The sequence below is a fragment of the Shigella sp. FC1967 genome (assembly GCF_001743005.1).
Lineage (GTDB): Bacteria > Pseudomonadota > Gammaproteobacteria > Enterobacterales > Enterobacteriaceae > Proteus.
Window position 1 is genome coordinate 1 of record NZ_MIIZ01000876.1, and the last position, 16280, is coordinate 16280.

Below are 16280 nucleotides of genomic sequence, written 5' to 3' on the forward strand. Positions count from 1 at the left end.
TTTTTGTAGTAGCGATCAAGTTGGTTTGGGTTCTCATTGTTCATTGCCCCGCTCTCCACTTGAAAAATAAAAATCAGCCCATACCTTTTTAAGCGACTGTCTATCTACCAAACCTGTTTTTGGTTGGTAGTTGTTTGGTTGTTCGTCAGACGCTATGATTTCTACATAGCGAAATGACTGACTACCCGAGACAGGTAAACAACGGAATTGCTTTTTAGGTATTAAATGCGCTAATCTACTCATGCTAATTTCTCTTCACACAATTGAAATTTGCAAACCGAAGCCAGAGGCCGTACACCTTTGGCTTCACCCTTTCTAAAACCCATCATTATTTTTTCTTCCGATGTAATGAGATAAATGCATTAACAAATGCGCGACCACTTGCTATCACGCGATCTAGCATTACGTTAAGTTGCTTTTCTTCGTCACTATCAACAACGCCATCTTCTAAGCTTTTTTCTAAAAAAATTGCCAGCTCACCTTGGTTTGAGCCAACTTTGCTATGTAAGCGAAATAATTCAGGTTCATCTATCTCGTCGGGTTTAATACGTTCCACCAGCAACATCCCACTTTCTCTTGCAATAAATTCAGCGAACAAAACAGTTTTAGAAATATCTTGCATGGCTAATAACTCGTTTAAATCAAATGAACGACAGCCGTTTTTTTTCATACAACTTGTTGTTGAATGAAGTTAAAGACAGACCAAGCGCACCCGCCATTGCTTCACGCCCGCCTTGTACTTCATCGCACATTTCTTTAACTATCTGTTTTATTGATTGTTTGCTCATTTCCTACCCTTACTGAAGATATTTTGTAGTTACATATTTAAAAAATAAGAAGTAGCTTATTTGTAATTGCTGAACTTCTTCGGATACAAAATTTGCATTTCTGTTAACTCACCGTTGAAAAAAGCAACCAATCGTTCTGCGACCTCTAATGAGGTTTTTTGGGCACCTCGTTCAATACGGCTAAGATTTCCCACATCAATTTGAACAGCTTCAGCAACTTTACTTAATGTAAGATTTTGCTTTATTCGCAAAGCCCTCAGTGGTGTTTGCATTATGCCTCCTTAATTTGCGTTTTAAGCATAATATAACACCAATTCAATTTGCGCAATTTACTTTGCAAATAACGCAAAAAGGATTTGTAATTAAGGCATGGAAATAGGAAAAAAAATCAGATCAATCCGCTTAGAACGGAATATGACAATTGCTGAACTGGCTAACGCTATTGATAGCGATCCGGGCAATGTGTCTCGTCTTGAAACTGGCAAACAAAAATCGTTTACTGAACAACAATTAAGAAAAATTGCTGACGCACTATCAATATCTTTACTTGATTTATTTTCAGATGGTGATAATCATACTGTATATAAACACAGTGATTTGAATCATGACGTAATAAACGAGGATCTTTATAAAGTGCAACTACTTGATATTAGCGCGAGTGCAGGGCCAGGTTGCGTGAGAACAAGTGATGTCATAGATGTCATTCATTCCATTGAATATGATACAGAGCAAGCTAGGTTACTATTTGGTTCCCGCCCTGCGCACTCAGTAAAAGTTATCAATGTTCGTGGTGATAGCATGTCGGGTACAATAGAACCCGGCGACCTTATTTTTGTTGATATTTCGATAGATTATATTGATGGTGATGGTATTTATGTGTTTTCTTTTGATGGAAACATACACGTAAAACGCCTTCAGATAGTTCCCGATGAAGTAATTGTTCTCTCTGATAACCCTAAATATACACAGTGGAAAATAAATAGTTCAAATGAGCATAGATTTTGTGTTCATGGGAAGGTTTTAATCAGCCAAAGCCACGAATATAGACGCCACGCATAACAAAACTATCATTTGCATAAACAGCCTGAACATATTTCAGGCTTTTTTTTGCCCACTAAATTGTAAATTTCGCAAATTAATATTGCGCAATGTGCAAATTTGCATTATTGTTATCTCAGAAGCAAGTTTGTATACAAAGTAAATGATTTTTATGTGTGAAGAGAACATGGCTGGCTGAGTCTTAAACCATTAACGGGGGTGTGGTGATAATGTTCTGCTCAGTCAGCCATTTTTATAGAGTTAGTTTTAGGATTGGTGAACGCTAAGGCTGATTAGCAGTGGACACTTAACCCACGCGGATACTTGCACAACAAGACCGAAAGTAGGAGATAAGCACCTACCGCCAATCACTAAAACTAACTCAATAAGTAAGGGTACTGGCATTCACCCATGACAGTCCATATCAGATATCTACTGTAGCTAGTGCCCTTTCTTATTGTGTGAAGTGTAAATCCATTTTTATTTTTTATTAGCGACATCAGGGAAATTTAATCTCGATTAATTCGAGATGGATTTTTATTACCTAAAATTGTGTGGAGAGAATAATGTCTTATATTGCAACAGCAACAAATAAACATTTCTATTACCTCGATGTACGGATCGAAGATATAGATATTCAAGATATTGCCAGTGGTCTTGCTAATGAATGTCGCTTTAATGGGCAAATTGATAATTTCTATTCTGTTGCTCAGCACTCGGTATATGCAAGTTATTTAGTTGCGCCTGAATTCGCATTAGAAGCCCTACTTCATGATGCCAGCGAAGCATATATCAAAGATTTGCCACGCCCTTTAAAAGCTATCTTAACTGAATACCAAATGATTGAGCACAGTGTTGATTTAGCTATCCGCAAGAAGTTTGGATTACCGGAATCTATATCTGATGCAGTTCATTTTGCTGACTTAATGATGTTAGCCACAGAAAAGCGTGATTTAGACATCGATGCTGGTAGTAACTGGTTAATGCTTGAAGGTATTCCAACTAGTGATTTTGTTGTTAACCCACTAACACCACCACAAGCAAAAGCCCTCTTCTTACGTCGTTTCAATGAACTTTATAAGGGGACTGAAAATGGCTAACGGATCAGTGAACAAAGTAATTCTTATCGGCAATTTAGGGCGCGATCCTGAAATTCGCTACCTGCCTTCTGGTGGTGCTATTGCTAATTTGGCTGTGGCCACAAGTGAAAAGTGGCGTGATAAACAAACGGGTGAAAATCGCGAAAAAACAGAATGGCATCGTGTCGTTTTGTTTGGAAAACTTGCAGATATCGCCAGTGGCTATTTGTGTAAAGGCTCACAAGTTTATATCGAAGGACAACTGCAAACACGGGAATGGGATGATAACGGTGTTAAACGTTATACAACTGAAATAATCGTCAATGTTGGTGGGAAAATGCAAATGCTGGGTGGTGCTAGTAAATCGGCAGGTTCACAGTCTGCACAGCAAAATCAGCCACCAGCTCAACCTCAGGTACAAAGCAATCAACCACCAATGGATTTTGAAGATGATATTCCATTCGCCCCGATTGGACTTATGTATCCACGCCATTTAATTAATGTAATTTAGGAGGCCTTATGTCAATTACTCCAGAATTTGTAGAATATGATGAAAATGGTTATTGGGCTCATTCAAAACTGCCATTTTCCGAAGATAGTAATGAAATTATGCAGTGGGTAACGGATAACCAATTAGAGCAACGCTGTATTTATATGAGTGAAGATGTCGGAGAGAATACACCTGTTTTCCAGAACTATTTTACTCACGGTAACCCTAATGTATCAGCTTGGATGCCAACGGAACCTCCTGGTGAAGGTTGGTTTGTTGGAGCTATATACGATAGTGAAGATGGCCCCGTCTGCCTTTGGTTACGCTCTTCAAAATATCAATTAAAAGAACAGTTTTTAAAAGCCCATCGAGAAGCTGAAAAAACAGCTTATGCATATTTCTGTGCTTGTGATGTTGGTAAGGAACGAATTCAAGCACACGAAATCTACCAACGGATCAGAACAGCTACGCGTATAGGTGGATGACATGAAAGAACGCGGAATTATTTTTAATGCGGAAATGGTGCGCGCCATTCTCGATGGGCGTAAAACTCAAACTCGTCGTATCGTTAAAAATGTAATGCCTGATAATGGAATATGGCTAAAGAAACCGACAAAAACAAGAAGTGGCACAACTACACATGTATTGGATGCTCCGAAACATAATTTATGCCCGCTTGGTAAAATTGGTGATCGTGTTTGGGTTCGTGAAACGTGGAGTGTAGTCAGTCATGAGTTTGATGATGATGGATTGATGATTGATTATGTTCCTGATAGACCAACTAAAGTTGTACGTGAAATGCCATATGGTCATGGTTATTACACTGGACATGTCATTTACTCTGCTGATGGTGATTTCACATGGGGTGACGATGATGGTTGTATTGATGGGCGCTCTTGCTGGAAACCATCTATACACATGCCTCGCTGGGCTTCACGCATTACATTAGAGATCATCGATGTTCGTGTAGAACGATTAAAGGATGCTGGCGATACTGAGTTTAAATCTGAAGGCTACCCTTTAGAACGTGAATTAACTGGCGGTAGTATGGACCCATTTTGTTGGTTTCGTAATCTTTGGGATTCTGTGTCACCTACTAACTTTAAATATGAAGATAATCCGTGGGTGTGGGTTATTGAGTTTAAAAGGATTTAATAATGGATAAATCAATAAACCAATTAAATCCCAATGATGTTATTAAAAATTGGTGATAAATGGTATCGAATTAGGTATTTAAGATATTGGGGAAATGAAGCATCAATAGATCTACAAAAAGAAGAGGACCTATTATCTTATTATCATGACAAGACGTGTTTAAGGTTATCGATAAATAAAGATTCAAATATTAAATTTGAGGTTAAGAGTGAAACCGATACTTGATATGTGTTGTGGCTCTCGTATGTTTTATTTTGATAAACAAGATGACCGTGTTTTATTTAATGATATTAGAGCCGAAGAACATATTTTATGTGATGGAAGGATTTTAAATATAACACCAGATATTATTTCTGATTTTAAAAAGCTTCCATTACCAGATAATACTTTTTATCAAGTACTATTTGACCCACCTCATTTAATTAGAGTTGGTAAAAATAGTTGGATGTTTAAAAAATACGGTTCGTTAAATAAAGAATCATGGAGAGAAGATTTAAGTAAAGGGTTTAGTGAAGCATTTAGAGTGCTTAGGCCTGGAGGAACATTGCTGTTCAAATGGAATGAAACCCAAATACCTGTTAAACAAATTTTAGCACTAACAGACCAAAAACCAACAGCGGTACAGCGTGTAGGTAAGAACGATAAAACGCACTGGATCTCTTTTCTTAAGGAGATCAGTAAATAATTACCACCAGCATTAACGAATATCTATTTAAACTGTGTACGGACAGTGTGGAGAGAAAATATGTCAAGAATGGTAAGTCTTGAGGCGTGGGCTATGTTGGAATTTGGTGAAGAATCCCCCAGCATAACGGTATTACAAAAATACGCAAGAAATAATCTTATCGCACCTCCAGCAATGAAAGTTGGTAGAAAGTGGATGGTCGATAGAGAAGCTCGTTATGTGGGTTATTTATCTTTACCAAAAATTCCGACTAAATCAACGGAGCGACTTCAGAGGATAATTTCAGATGGCTGCCAGACCGCGAACCCATAAAATAACCATTCCTAACTTATACCGTAAATTAGATAAGCGTAATGGAAAAATTTATTGGCAATATAAACACCCTATAACGGGAAAATTTCATAGTTTAGGCACCGACGAGCAAGAAGCGAGAGAAACGGCTATTCAAGCCAATACAATTATTGCTGAACAACATACTCGACAGTTATTAAGTATTAATGAACGGTTATCAAAAATTAAGACAAACAAGTCTGAAATATCTGTTGATATATGGGTGGATAAATATTTGGATATTCAAAAAGAAAGATTAGATATCGGTGAATTAAAAATTAATTCTTATCGACAGAAAATGAAACCTATTAATTTTATTTCGTCAGTATTGTGGTACGAAAATATTGAAAGAGATAACTGCTTTAGATATTGCCGAAATAATAGATTCAGTCAAAGCATTAGGACATTCAAGAATGGCTCAGGTCGTTCGCATGGTGCTCATTGATGTATTTAAAGAAGCTCAACATGCTGGCTACGTTCCTCCTGGTTACAATCCAGCTAAAGCAACAAAACAGCCTAGAAATAGGGTTAAAAGAGAGCGTATGACGCTTGATGAGTGGAATACTATTTATCTACAAGCTGAAAAGCATCCCCCTTACCTGCAATGTGGAATGTTGCTTGCGTTAATTACTGGTCAAAGAATAGGTGATATTTGTAATATGAAATTTACGGATATTTGGGATGACATGTTGCATGTGCAGCAGGAAAAAACAGGCAGTAAATTAGCTATCCCATTATCATTAAAATGCGATGCCCTTAATATGTCCTTAAGGGATGTCATTGCAAGGTGTCGTGATGCCGTTGTGAGTAAATATCTTGTACATTATCGGCATACAACATCCCAAGCAAAACGAGGCGAACAAGTCACGCCAAATACATTAACCACAACGTTTAAAAAAGCGCGAGATAAGTGTGGGTTAACTTGGGAGAAAGGTACTGCACCAACCTTTCACGAACAACGCTCTTTGTCTGAGAGACTTTATCGCGAACAAGGAATAAATACACAAAAATTATTAGGCCATAAAACCCAAAAAATGACTGATAAATATCACGACGATAGAGGCAAAGAATGGCAAATTATTGCTGTTTAATTAAACAGTTTTGGGGAATAGTTTTGGTGGGGTTTTGGGGAATAATTTTATAGTACAAAAAACAAACGGGAACTAATAAGCTCCCGTTAACTATTTATCAAATCAACAATTACATATGTTTGATAATCGCGTCACCGAACTCGCTACATTTCAGCAGTTTAGCGCCGTCCATTAGACGTTCGAAATCATAAGTAACGGTCTTCGCTTCGATTGCGCCTTCCATACCTTTAATGATTAAGTCAGCGGCTTCTGTCCAACCCATATGGCGTAGCATCATTTCTGCGGAAAGAATGATAGAACCAGGGTTAACTTTATCTTGACCAGCATACTTTGGTGCTGTGCCGTGTGTTGCTTCAAACAATGCACATTCATCACCAATATTTGCGCCAGGAGCAATACCAATACCTCCCACTTGAGCGGCTAATGCATCAGAAATATAGTCACCATTTAGATTCATACATGCGATGACATCATACTCTGCTGGGCGTAACAGGATTTGCTGTAAGAAAGCATCAGCGATAACGTCTTTAACAATGATCTCTTTACCTGATTTTGGATTCTTGATTTTAACCCAAGGACCGCCATCTAGTAATTCACCACCAAATTCTTCTCGAGCTAACTCATAACCCCAGTCTTTAAAGGCACCTTCGGTAAATTTCATAATATTACCTTTGTGTACCAATGTAACTGAATCACGGTCGTTATCGATAGCGTATTCAATTGCAGCGCGAACTAAACGTTTAGTGCCTTCTTCTGAACAAGGTTTGATACCAATACCGCAATCTTGTGGGAAGCGGATTTTGGTGACTCCCATTTCAGTTTGTAGGAATTTAATCACTTTATCTGCTTCTGCTGAGCCCGCTTTCCATTCAATACCAGCATAGATATCTTCTGAGTTTTCACGGAAGATAACCATATCGGTTAGTTCAGGTTGTTTAACTGGGCTTGGAGTACCTTTGTAATAACGTACCGGACGTAGGCAAATATAGAGGTCTAATTGTTGACGTAATGCAACGTTTAATGAACGGATACCACCACCAACTGGGGTAGTAAGAGGGCCTTTAATAGAAACTCGATATTCACGGATAAGATCTAAAGTTTCTTCTGGTAGCCAAACATCTTTACCATAAACCTGCGTTGATTTTTCGCCGGTGTAGACTTCCATCCACTCAATCTTACGTTCTTTGCCGTAAGCTTTTTCAACCGCTGCATCAACAACTTTTAACATTGCTGGCGTAACATCGATACCGATACCATCCCCTTCGATATAAGGGATAACCGGATTATTTGGAACAACAAGCTTACCTTTAGCATCTAGTGTAATTTTAGCGCCATTAGCCGGAACAACTACTTTGCTTTCCATTTACCTCTCCTTTCATGTAAGCGCACGCTTTGTTAATTTTTTGTAAGAGACCTGTCAATACTACTTGATTATTCAGCTAACGCCAATCGCTTCTCTTTTAAGGTATAATCAATCTCCCATTTTTTACAAAAATTAACTATGGCAAATCAATTTAAAAATAGCGCTAAATCGAAAAAATATCACACTCCATCAGCACAAAGAAAACCAGCACGCCCAAGAGGTGAACGTAAGGTCATTATCTTCAACAAGCCCTTCGATGTTCTTGTGCAATTTACGGACGAAAATGGCAGAAAAACACTAAAAGATTTTATTCCTATTCGTGATGTTTATGCAGCAGGACGTTTAGATAGAGACAGTGAAGGACTTTTAGTATTAACAAATGATGGGAAGCTACAAGCAAAATTAACACAACCAAGTAAAAAGACAGGAAAAATCTACTATGCTCAGGTTGAAGGCGTTCCAAATACTGCTTCATTACAACAATTTAGAGATGGATTAGAACTTAAAGATGGTAAAACATTACCAGCACAAGTCGAAATAGTTGAACAACCCCAATGGCTATGGGAGAGAAATCCTCCCATTAGAGAACGTCAAACTATCCCGACAACTTGGTTAAAAATAACGTTATTTGAAGGTAAAAACCGTCAAGTGAGACGAATGACCGCTCATATTGGTTATCCAACATTGCGTTTGATCCGCTTTAGTATGGGTAATATTACATTGGATAATTTATTACCTGGTGAATGGAAGGAGATTGATTTTGTTTAAACCTAATGTAACTGTTGCGTGTATCGTCCATGCAAAAAATAAGTTTCTCGTTGTTGAAGAAACGGTCGATGGAAAAGCGACATGGAATCAACCAGCTGGACACCTTGAAGCCAATGAGACACTTATTCAGGCTGTTCAACGTGAATTATGGGAAGAAACTGGCTTAACACTTCCCGTTCAACATTTTCTTAAATTACATCAATGGATTGCCCCAGATAAAACACCTTTTCTACGTTTTCTTTTTCTTATTGAAGCGCAGGAACAATTGGAAACTCATCCTCAAGATAGCGATATTGATTGTTGTCACTGGGTTAGCGCCGATGAAATTATTCATAGTCAACAATTACGCTCACCCTTGGTAAGAGAAAGCCTACTCTGTTATCAGCAAGGTGAGCGCTATCCCCTTTCCTTATTAAGTAGCTTTGGAACACCTTTTAACTAAATAATAGAAAAGGGAAAAACAAAGCATCAAAAACAGAGTAAGACATGATGCACCTATCTCAGTGATATGGTAAAGTATGGCGCTTATTTTTCCGCAGTGAGATCCCGTTATGTCAGATAACAGCCAAAAAAAAGTCATCGTAGGAATGTCCGGTGGCGTAGATTCATCCGTCTCAGCCTATCTTCTTAAGGAACAGGGATATCAGGTCGTTGGTCTGTTTATGAAGAACTGGGAAGAAGATGACGATACAGAATATTGCTCAGCCTCTACCGATCTTGCCGATGCGCAAGCTGTGTGCGATAAGCTTGGCATTGAACTTTATACCATCAATTTTGCCGCTGAATATTGGGATAATGTGTTTGAACACTTTTTATCCGAATATAAAGCAGGCCGCACCCCAAACCCAGATATTCTGTGTAATAAAGAGATAAAATTTAAAGCGTTTTTAGAATACGCAGCTGAAGATTTAGGTGCAGATTACATTGCAACAGGTCACTACGTTCGCCGTCGTGATATTGATGGTAAAAGTCAATTACTTCGCGGTGTGGATAATAACAAAGACCAAAGCTATTTCTTATACACACTAAGTTATGAGCAAATTGCACAAAGCCTTTTCCCAGTTGGTGAAATGGAAAAACCTGAAGTCAGAAAAATTGCTGAAAAGCTTGATCTCGCAACAGCAAAGAAAAAAGATTCAACAGGTATTTGTTTTATTGGTGAACGTAAATTTACCGACTTCTTATCGCGCTATTTGCCGGCAAACCTGGTGCTATTGTGACTGTTGATGGCGAAACTATTGGTGAGCACCAAGGCTTGATGTACCACACATTAGGTCAACGTAAAGGCTTAGGTATTGGTGGCACAAAAGATGGTGGAGAAGATCCTTGGTATGTGGTTGATAAAGATGTTGAAAACAACATTCTTGTTGTCGCTCAAGGCCATGAACATCCAAGACTAATGTCTGTCGGTTTAATTGCTCAACAGTTACATTGGGTATCAAGAGAACCTATAACTGAAACTTTCCGTTGTACTGTTAAAACACGATATCGCCAACCTGATATTGCGTGTACAGTAATACCTTTAGGTGAAGATAAAATTGAAGTCCGCTTTGATTATCCTGTTGCAGCAGTTACTCCGGGACAATCAGCCGTCTTTTATCAAGACGAAGTCTGTTTAGGTGGCGGTATCATTGAAACCCGTATTCAGGAGTAGATGTGGCTAAAGATTTTCGTGATATAACTCTTGCATTGGCAGGCATCTGCCAAGCAAGTCGTCTCGTTCAACAAATTGCTTACCAAGGTAGTGCAAATGAGCGCGATGTTGAAGTCATGGTTAACAGTGTTTTTAATCTCAACCCCACTTCAACATTAGATGTTTATGGCAATCAAGTCAGCCACTTAAAATTAGGCTTTCAAACACTGAAAGCCATTCATCAGGCGGTAAGAAGAGAAAAATTAACGCTTGAATTAATGACTTATCAACAGGGCTTAATCAATCTAGAGCGTCTTATCAATAGAAATGATGATTACAGTTCTCGTTTATCACAAAAAATTTCTCAATTAGAGCGCCAAAAAAATTACTTTGAACCCATGTCTGAAGGTGTATTTAATGCACTTGCGGGCGTTTATGTTGATGCCGTTAGCCCTGTTGGCCCACGCATTCAAGTACATGGCACAATTGATCTGTTAAAGAATTCTATTATTCAAGCTAAAGTTAGGGCGTTGTTATTAACTGGCATTCGTAGTGCCGTGCTCTGGCGTCAAGTAGGTGGTCGTCGTTTTGATTTTTTACTGCATCAAAAGACTATTCTGCGACAAGCTGATGATTTTCTCGCTCAATGTTAATACTTTAAATTCAACCTGGGAGTTGCCAACAATGGAATTATCTTCGCTGACAGCGATTTCACCGATTGACGGTCGTTACGGTAGTAAAACTTCGTCGTTACGTTCTATTTTTAGTGAATTCGGTCTTCTGAAATTCCGTGTACAGGTAGAAGTTCGCTGGCTACAAAAGCTAGCATCTTGCGCCGACATTAAAGAAGTTCCCGCCTTTGAAAAAAACGCAAACGATTACCTTGATTCGATTGTTGCTAACTTCAATGAAGAAGATGCAGCTCGTATTAAAACTATCGAACGCACCACTAACCATGATGTAAAAGCCGTAGAATATTTCTTAAAAGAAAAAGTGGCGACCATCCCTGCTTTACATCAAGTTTCTGAATTTATTCACTTCGCTTGTACTTCTGAAGATATTAATAACCTGTCTCATGCCATTATGCTGGAAACAGCGCGTCAAGAAATTTTATTACCTGCTTGGCGTGAACTTATTGATACCATTAGTAAAATGGCACAAGAATACCGTGATTTACCCTTACTGTCTCGCACTCATGGTCAACCTGCAACCCCTTCTACCATTGGCAAAGAGTTTGCTAACGTTGCCTACCGTATGGAGCGCCAATATCGTCAACTAACTCAAGTTGAGATCTTAGGTAAAATCAATGGAGCCGTAGGTAACTACAATGCTCACTTAGCTGCATATCCAGAAGTAAACTGGCATCAATTTAGTCAAGAATTTGTCACTTCACTGGGTATCACATGGAACCCATACACCACTCAAATTGAACCACACGATTATATTGCGGAGCTTTTTGATTGTATTAGTCGCTTCAATACTATCTTAATCGATTTTGACCGTGATATTTGGGGTTACGTAGCACTGAACCACTTTAAACAAAAAACCATTGCAGGTGAGATTGGTTCATCAACCATGCCTCATAAAGTCAACCCTATTGATTTTGAAAACTCGGAAGGAAACTTAGGGTTAGCAAATGCAGTTATGGGACATCTTTCGAGTAAATTACCCGTTTCCCGCTGGCAACGTGACTTAACAGACTCAACTGTACTGCGTAATTTAGGTGTTGGTATTGGTTATGCGCTGATTGCTTATCAATCAACCATGAAAGGCCTTAATAAACTTGAAGTGAATGAAAACCATCTGCGTGAAGAGTTAGACTGCAACTGGGAAGTATTAGCAGAGCCAATTCAAACGGTAATGCGTCGTTATGGTATTGAAAAACCTTACGAAAAACTAAAAGAACTTACGCGAGGAAAACGCATCACAGAACAAGATATGGTCGTTTTCATTGATGGTTTAGCACTACCAGAAGATGAAAAAACACGCTTAAAAGCGATGAAACCTGAAAGCTATATTGGTTTTGCGACTCAACTTGTTGATAAATTAAACTAATTCCCTCTCTAAAAAGGCAGATAATTTCTGCCTTTTTTTTATAACCAAACACAAAGAAAACTATCTGTAACTTAAACACTTTGTCGGATACAGTGTTTTTTAAGCGATAGATTGTCTATGATGAGCCCATATTTTTATCTGATAGGTTAACTATCATTTCCTATATTATTTTACAACAGTGAATTTTGCTGCTTGTACTCAAGGTGGAATAATGCGGATCTTAATTATTGAAGATAATATCTTACTTCGCCATCACTTATCTGTGCAATTTCGTGATGCAGGACATCAAGTTGATGCGGCAGAAGATGCCAAAGAGGCAGATAGTTTTATTGCAGAAGGTACACCTGATGTTGCCATTGTGGATTTAGGGTTACCAGATGAAGATGGCATTAGCCTTATTCGTCGATGGCGAGAGCATAATATTACCCTACCAATAATGGTCTTAACGGCACGAGAAAGTTGGCAAGAAAAAGTTTCAGCGTTAAATGCAGGCGCGGATGACTATGTGACAAAACCCTTTCATTTTGAGGAAATTGTTGCACGTATTCAGGCATTAATGCGAAGGAACATGGGAATTGCATCGCAAACTCTGGCTATTGAACCTTTTGAATTGGATTTGTCACGTAAAGCGTTCATGATCTCAGGAGAACAAATTAAGTTAACCGCATTTGAATATACAATTTTAGAAACCTTAATGCGCAATCAAAATAAAGTTGTTAGCAAAGATGCATTAATGCGTCAGTTGTATCCAGATGCTGAGTTAAAAGAGAGTCACACTATTGATGTCCTGATGGGGAGACTACGTAAAAAAATCTTAGAGAAATACCCTGATGACGTGGTGGTCACAGTACGTGGGCAAGGCTACCGTTTCGATATGAAACCTTAATATGCAAAAAAAACAGCGCTCTCCACTCTCATTACGAACTCGTTTTTTACTTGCAACCAGTGCCATAATTTTAGCACTTACGCTCTCTTATGGATTAGTTGCTATTGTCGGTTCGATTGTCAGTGTAGATAAAACCACTTTTATGCTGATGCGTAGTCAAAGTAATCTTTACTACAGTTTAGCGCAGTGGGATAAGGGCAAGCTGAATATTGAGTTTCCAACAAATCTTAATAATAACAACACGTCACTGGTAGTCATTTTTGATGATAAAGGTGGTGTATTATGGACGCCTCCCGATTTGCCTAAAGCAATTCCGGATAGCATTAAACATAAATGGCGCCATGAAGAAGGCTTATTTGAGATCTCTGTTGATATAAAAACAACACGTTTAATGTTAAAACAGCTACCGCAATACCGTGTTTATATTAAACGTCTTGAAGAATACGCCAGTAATGAGTTTTTAACTCATTCAGTTGTGATTAATCATTATCCTGCGGCTGATAATATGCCTTACATGGCAATCGCCGTTATCGATCCTATTCCTCAACGTATGCAAAAAGTCAGTCAGGTTTGGGATTGGTTCTTATATATCATTCTTGCAAATCTATTTTTGGTTATCCCCTTAATTTGGCTGGCAGCACATTGGAGTTTAAGACCTATAAAACAAGTTATTGAACAAATCAGTGCATTAGAAAAAGGAACTCGCAATGATTTGGATGAAAATCCGCCAACCGAGTTAAAAGGCTTGGTCAGAAATTTAAATGTATTGTTGCGTAATGAACGCAGTCGTTACAGTAAATATCGCACAAGTTTATCTGACCTTACCCATAGCTTAAAAACACCGCTTGCCGTGTTACAATCGACATTACGCTCTTTACGTTCAGGCAAACAGATGACGATAGAGCAAGCTGAACCTATTATGCTCGATCAAATAGAGCGAATTTCACAGCAAGTCGGTTATTATCTGCATCGAGCATCCATCCATGGGGATCACGATATTAGCACGCGAAAACTCCACTCATTATCCGGATTACTCGATAATCTTTGCAGTGCATTAAATAAAGTTTATCAGTCAAAAGGGGTTGATTTAACACTCAATGTTTCACCTGAAATCATGTGGTTAGGTGAGAAAAATGATTTTATGGAAGTGATGGGTAATATTCTTGATAACGCCTGTAAATACTGCTTAGAATTTGTCGAAATCAATGTTAGCAATAATGAAAATAGTGTAATGATAATTGTTGATGATGATGGTCCAGGTGTCAGAGATGAAAAAAGAGAAGCTATTTTCCAGCGAGGAACAAGAGCAGACACTCTGCGTCCAGGGCAAGGTTTAGGATTATCTATCGCAGTAGATATTATTGAGCAATACAGTGGCGAAATTACGATCACCAATAGTCCTTTAGGTGGTGCTCGTATCACCGTAATCTTTGCTGAGCAACAGCTGACTACTGAACGTGAATAATCATTATTGATAAAAAACGTCTTTTTTAAATTACCGCCAAATATCCAGCATTATGTATGATATCTGTTCAGTTATTATTGTGTTACTCGCTATTACTCACATTGCTCAAAGGAATGTTTAGCAGGAAATAAGAATTCATTATACTATGGTTTCAGGCTTCCCGAATTCAGGATATACACAATGGACTATAAACTTAATTTAGATTGGCAATCATTTCTCGAAAGCCATTGGCAGAAACGCCCTTTATTAATTAAAAACGGCTTCTCTCGTTTTGTTGATCCTTTATCTCCTGACGAACTTGCTGGTCTTGCAATGGAAGATGAAGTAGATAGCCGTCTTGTTAGCTGTCAAGACGGACAATGGGGAGTCAAACACGGGCCTTTCGAACACTTTGAAGGACTGGGTGATAAAGATTGGTCTTTACTTGTACAAGCCGTCGATCACTGGCATTTTCCGAGTGCGGCACTAATGAAGCCATTTCGTGTGTTACCCGATTGGCGCATTGATGATTTAATGATCTCTTATTCTGTTCCCGGTGGTGGTGTTGGTCCACATCTTGATCAATATGATGTCTTTATTATTCAGGGACAAGGTCGTCGTCGTTGGCGAGTTGGGGAAAAAATCCCCATGAAACAACACTGCCCTCACCCTGATCTGCTTCAAGTTGATCCTTTTGAAGCAATTATTGATGAGGAATTAGAACCGGGCGATATTCTTTATATCCCACCTGGATTCCCTCATGAAGGATATGCGATTGAAGAATCGCTAAACTACTCTGTTGGTTTCCGATCACCGAATGCTCGTGAACTTTTCAGTGGTTTTGCTGACTATGTGTTAGCAAATGATTTAGGTAGCTATCGTTACAGTGATCCTGATCTAACACTGCGTGAAAACCCAGCATTAGTGCAACATCAAGAGCTCAATAAGCTTCATGACATGATGGAAGATTTACTTGCTCAACCCGAAGTATTCCGTCATTGGTTTGGGGAATTTATTTCTCAATCTCGTCATGAACTTGATCTCGCGATCCCAGAGCCTTTATATGAAAACGCGGAAATTCATGATTTGCTGCAACAAGGTGAGCAACTTCATCGTTTAAATGGTCTTCGTGCACTGCGGGTTGGTGATAACTGTTTTGTAAATGGTGAATTGATGGATACTGATCATATAGAAGCTGCAGATGCACTTTGCCAATATGACTATATTGATAAACAACACTTAGGTGATGCGTTAGCTGATCCGAAATTTGTTCGTTTATTAACACACTTAGTTAATCAAGGTTATTGGTACTTTGAAGATTAATTATCACTAATTTTCAGTTATAAGCCCTGCTATATTAATAACAGGGCTTTTTTATTATTTAATATTTTACATAACTAACGAATTAAATAAGTTATAGACTCTTTTAAAAAGCACTCTTGTATTATGAAAGAAGAAAGGAATTGTGATAAAAA

At 38.4% G+C, this 16280-nt stretch carries 19 protein-coding genes and 2 pseudogenes; 16 read left to right on the forward strand and 5 right to left on the reverse strand.

Features of this window, described 5'->3' with window-relative positions; translation table 11 throughout:
- Positions 1–33: 33 nt before the first annotated feature.
- The 4 genes from BHE89_RS15010 to BHE89_RS15020 form a co-directional block, all read right to left on the reverse strand.
- Positions 34–243 carry a hypothetical protein gene (locus tag BHE89_RS15010; RefSeq protein WP_069369407.1) on the reverse strand — a complete coding sequence of 70 codons (210 nt, stop codon included), beginning with the start codon at positions 241–243 and terminating at the stop codon, positions 34–36.
- Between the two features lie 85 nt (positions 244–328).
- Entirely contained in the window at positions 329–670 is a 342-nt protein-coding gene (locus BHE89_RS15015) for a YmfL family putative regulatory protein (RefSeq protein ID WP_286146188.1), read from the reverse strand.
- On the reverse strand, positions 642–788 hold the full coding sequence (locus tag BHE89_RS25990) for a phage regulatory CII family protein (RefSeq protein WP_286146189.1): 147 nt from the start codon (positions 786–788) through the stop codon (positions 642–644). Before BHE89_RS25990 ends, BHE89_RS15015 begins: the two co-directional genes overlap by 29 nt.
- 56 nt (positions 789–844) lie before the next feature.
- The gene (locus tag BHE89_RS15020; RefSeq protein ID WP_069368310.1) at positions 845–1060 is read right to left on the reverse strand and encodes a helix-turn-helix domain-containing protein; all 216 of its coding nucleotides are present in this window, start codon (positions 1058–1060) and stop codon (positions 845–847) included.
- Positions 1061–1157: 97 nt separating this feature from the next.
- On the opposite strand from BHE89_RS15020, the gene BHE89_RS15025 reads away from it, so the two are divergent.
- From BHE89_RS15025 to BHE89_RS15060, 8 genes and pseudogenes are all read left to right on the forward strand, one after another.
- On the forward strand, positions 1158–1847 hold the full coding sequence (locus BHE89_RS15025) for an XRE family transcriptional regulator (protein ID WP_069368311.1): 690 nt from the start codon (positions 1158–1160) through the stop codon (positions 1845–1847).
- Between the two features lie 545 nt (positions 1848–2392).
- A complete protein-coding gene (locus tag BHE89_RS15030; protein WP_069368312.1) occupies positions 2393–2926 on the forward strand; it encodes a hypothetical protein in 534 nt (177 codons plus the stop codon).
- Positions 2919–3416 (forward strand): single-stranded DNA-binding protein, encoded by a 498-nt coding sequence (gene ssb, locus BHE89_RS15035; protein ID WP_069368313.1) that lies wholly within the window; start codon positions 2919–2921, stop codon positions 3414–3416. Before BHE89_RS15030 ends, ssb begins: the two co-directional genes overlap by 8 nt.
- A gap of 8 nt (positions 3417–3424) precedes the next feature.
- Positions 3425–3880, forward strand: a complete 456-nt coding sequence (locus BHE89_RS15040) for a hypothetical protein (RefSeq protein ID WP_069368314.1) — start codon at positions 3425–3427, stop codon at positions 3878–3880.
- Between the two features lies 1 nt (position 3881).
- A complete protein-coding gene (locus tag BHE89_RS15045; protein WP_069368315.1) occupies positions 3882–4550 on the forward strand; it encodes a hypothetical protein in 669 nt (222 codons plus the stop codon).
- 244 nt (positions 4551–4794) lie between these two features.
- Positions 4795–5235 carry a class I SAM-dependent methyltransferase gene (locus BHE89_RS15050; RefSeq protein ID WP_128860600.1) on the forward strand — a complete coding sequence of 147 codons (441 nt, stop codon included), beginning with the start codon at positions 4795–4797 and terminating at the stop codon, positions 5233–5235.
- Positions 5236–5295: 60 nt separating this feature from the next.
- Positions 5296–5547, forward strand: coding sequence for an excisionase (locus tag BHE89_RS15055; protein ID WP_012367771.1), 252 nt, complete (start codon positions 5296–5298; stop codon positions 5545–5547).
- Positions 5522–6656: pseudogene (locus BHE89_RS15060) on the forward strand (site-specific integrase). Before BHE89_RS15055 ends, BHE89_RS15060 begins: the two are co-directional and overlap by 26 nt.
- Positions 6657–6765: 109 nt before the next feature.
- Here the strand turns inward: BHE89_RS15060 and icd are convergent.
- The gene (icd, locus tag BHE89_RS15065; RefSeq protein WP_069368142.1) at positions 6766–8019 is read right to left on the reverse strand and encodes an NADP-dependent isocitrate dehydrogenase; all 1254 of its coding nucleotides are present in this window, start codon (positions 8017–8019) and stop codon (positions 6766–6768) included.
- Positions 8020–8157: 138 nt separating this feature from the next.
- On the opposite strand from icd, the gene rluE reads away from it, so the two are divergent.
- The 8 genes and pseudogenes from rluE (at position 8158) to BHE89_RS15105 (ending at position 16128) form a co-directional block, all read left to right on the forward strand.
- The gene (rluE, locus tag BHE89_RS15070) at positions 8158–8787 is read left to right on the forward strand and encodes a 23S rRNA pseudouridine(2457) synthase RluE (RefSeq protein ID WP_069368141.1); all 630 of its coding nucleotides are present in this window, start codon (positions 8158–8160) and stop codon (positions 8785–8787) included.
- Positions 8780–9229 carry an NUDIX hydrolase gene (locus tag BHE89_RS15075; RefSeq protein WP_069368140.1) on the forward strand — a complete coding sequence of 150 codons (450 nt, stop codon included), beginning with the start codon at positions 8780–8782 and terminating at the stop codon, positions 9227–9229. The genes rluE and BHE89_RS15075 overlap by 8 nt, the downstream gene beginning before the upstream one ends.
- 109 nt (positions 9230–9338) lie before the next feature.
- Positions 9339–10441 (forward strand): annotated as a pseudogene (gene mnmA / locus BHE89_RS15080) (tRNA 2-thiouridine(34) synthase MnmA).
- 2 nt (positions 10442–10443) lie between these two features.
- Complete coding sequence (gene hflD / locus BHE89_RS15085) at positions 10444–11073, forward strand: high frequency lysogenization protein HflD (protein WP_069368138.1); 630 nt, start codon at positions 10444–10446, stop codon at positions 11071–11073.
- A 31-nt stretch (positions 11074–11104) separates the two neighbouring features.
- Complete coding sequence (purB, locus tag BHE89_RS15090; RefSeq protein ID WP_069368149.1) at positions 11105–12475, forward strand: adenylosuccinate lyase; 1371 nt, start codon at positions 11105–11107, stop codon at positions 12473–12475.
- A gap of 211 nt (positions 12476–12686) precedes the next feature.
- Complete coding sequence (phoP, locus tag BHE89_RS15095; RefSeq protein ID WP_069368137.1) at positions 12687–13361, forward strand: two-component system response regulator PhoP; 675 nt, start codon at positions 12687–12689, stop codon at positions 13359–13361.
- Position 13362: 1 nt separating this feature from the next.
- Positions 13363–14826: a two-component system sensor histidine kinase PhoQ gene (gene phoQ, locus BHE89_RS15100; protein ID WP_069368136.1), complete on the forward strand. Its 1464-nt coding sequence runs from the start codon at positions 13363–13365 to the stop codon at positions 14824–14826.
- Positions 14827–15006: 180 nt separating this feature from the next.
- Positions 15007–16128 carry a ribosomal protein uL16 3-hydroxylase gene (locus BHE89_RS15105; RefSeq protein WP_069368135.1) on the forward strand — a complete coding sequence of 374 codons (1122 nt, stop codon included), beginning with the start codon at positions 15007–15009 and terminating at the stop codon, positions 16126–16128.
- Positions 16129–16280 lie beyond the last annotated feature (152 nt).

Coding starts and splice junctions, on each gene's coding strand:
- BHE89_RS15010 (WP_069369407.1), bottom strand. CDS start 243: ATGAGTAGATTAGCGCATTTAATACCTAAAAAGCAATTCCGTTGTTTA.
- BHE89_RS15015 (WP_286146188.1), bottom strand. CDS start 670: ATGAAAAAAAACGGCTGTCGTTCATTTGATTTAAACGAGTTATTAGCC.
- BHE89_RS25990 (WP_286146189.1), bottom strand. CDS start 788: ATGAGCAAACAATCAATAAAACAGATAGTTAAAGAAATGTGCGATGAA.
- BHE89_RS15020 (WP_069368310.1), bottom strand. CDS start 1,060: ATGCAAACACCACTGAGGGCTTTGCGAATAAAGCAAAATCTTACATTA.
- BHE89_RS15025 (WP_069368311.1), top strand. CDS start 1,158: ATGGAAATAGGAAAAAAAATCAGATCAATCCGCTTAGAACGGAATATG.
- BHE89_RS15030 (WP_069368312.1), top strand. CDS start 2,393: ATGTCTTATATTGCAACAGCAACAAATAAACATTTCTATTACCTCGAT.
- ssb (WP_069368313.1), top strand. CDS start 2,919: ATGGCTAACGGATCAGTGAACAAAGTAATTCTTATCGGCAATTTAGGG.
- BHE89_RS15040 (WP_069368314.1), top strand. CDS start 3,425: ATGTCAATTACTCCAGAATTTGTAGAATATGATGAAAATGGTTATTGG.
- BHE89_RS15045 (WP_069368315.1), top strand. CDS start 3,882: ATGAAAGAACGCGGAATTATTTTTAATGCGGAAATGGTGCGCGCCATT.
- BHE89_RS15050 (WP_128860600.1), top strand. CDS start 4,795: ATGTTTTATTTTGATAAACAAGATGACCGTGTTTTATTTAATGATATT.
- BHE89_RS15055 (WP_012367771.1), top strand. CDS start 5,296: ATGTCAAGAATGGTAAGTCTTGAGGCGTGGGCTATGTTGGAATTTGGT.
- icd (WP_069368142.1), bottom strand. CDS start 8,019: ATGGAAAGCAAAGTAGTTGTTCCGGCTAATGGCGCTAAAATTACACTA.
- rluE (WP_069368141.1), top strand. CDS start 8,158: ATGGCAAATCAATTTAAAAATAGCGCTAAATCGAAAAAATATCACACT.
- purB (WP_069368149.1), top strand. CDS start 11,105: ATGGAATTATCTTCGCTGACAGCGATTTCACCGATTGACGGTCGTTAC.
- phoP (WP_069368137.1), top strand. CDS start 12,687: ATGCGGATCTTAATTATTGAAGATAATATCTTACTTCGCCATCACTTA.
- phoQ (WP_069368136.1), top strand. CDS start 13,363: ATGCAAAAAAAACAGCGCTCTCCACTCTCATTACGAACTCGTTTTTTA.
- BHE89_RS15105 (WP_069368135.1), top strand. CDS start 15,007: ATGGACTATAAACTTAATTTAGATTGGCAATCATTTCTCGAAAGCCAT.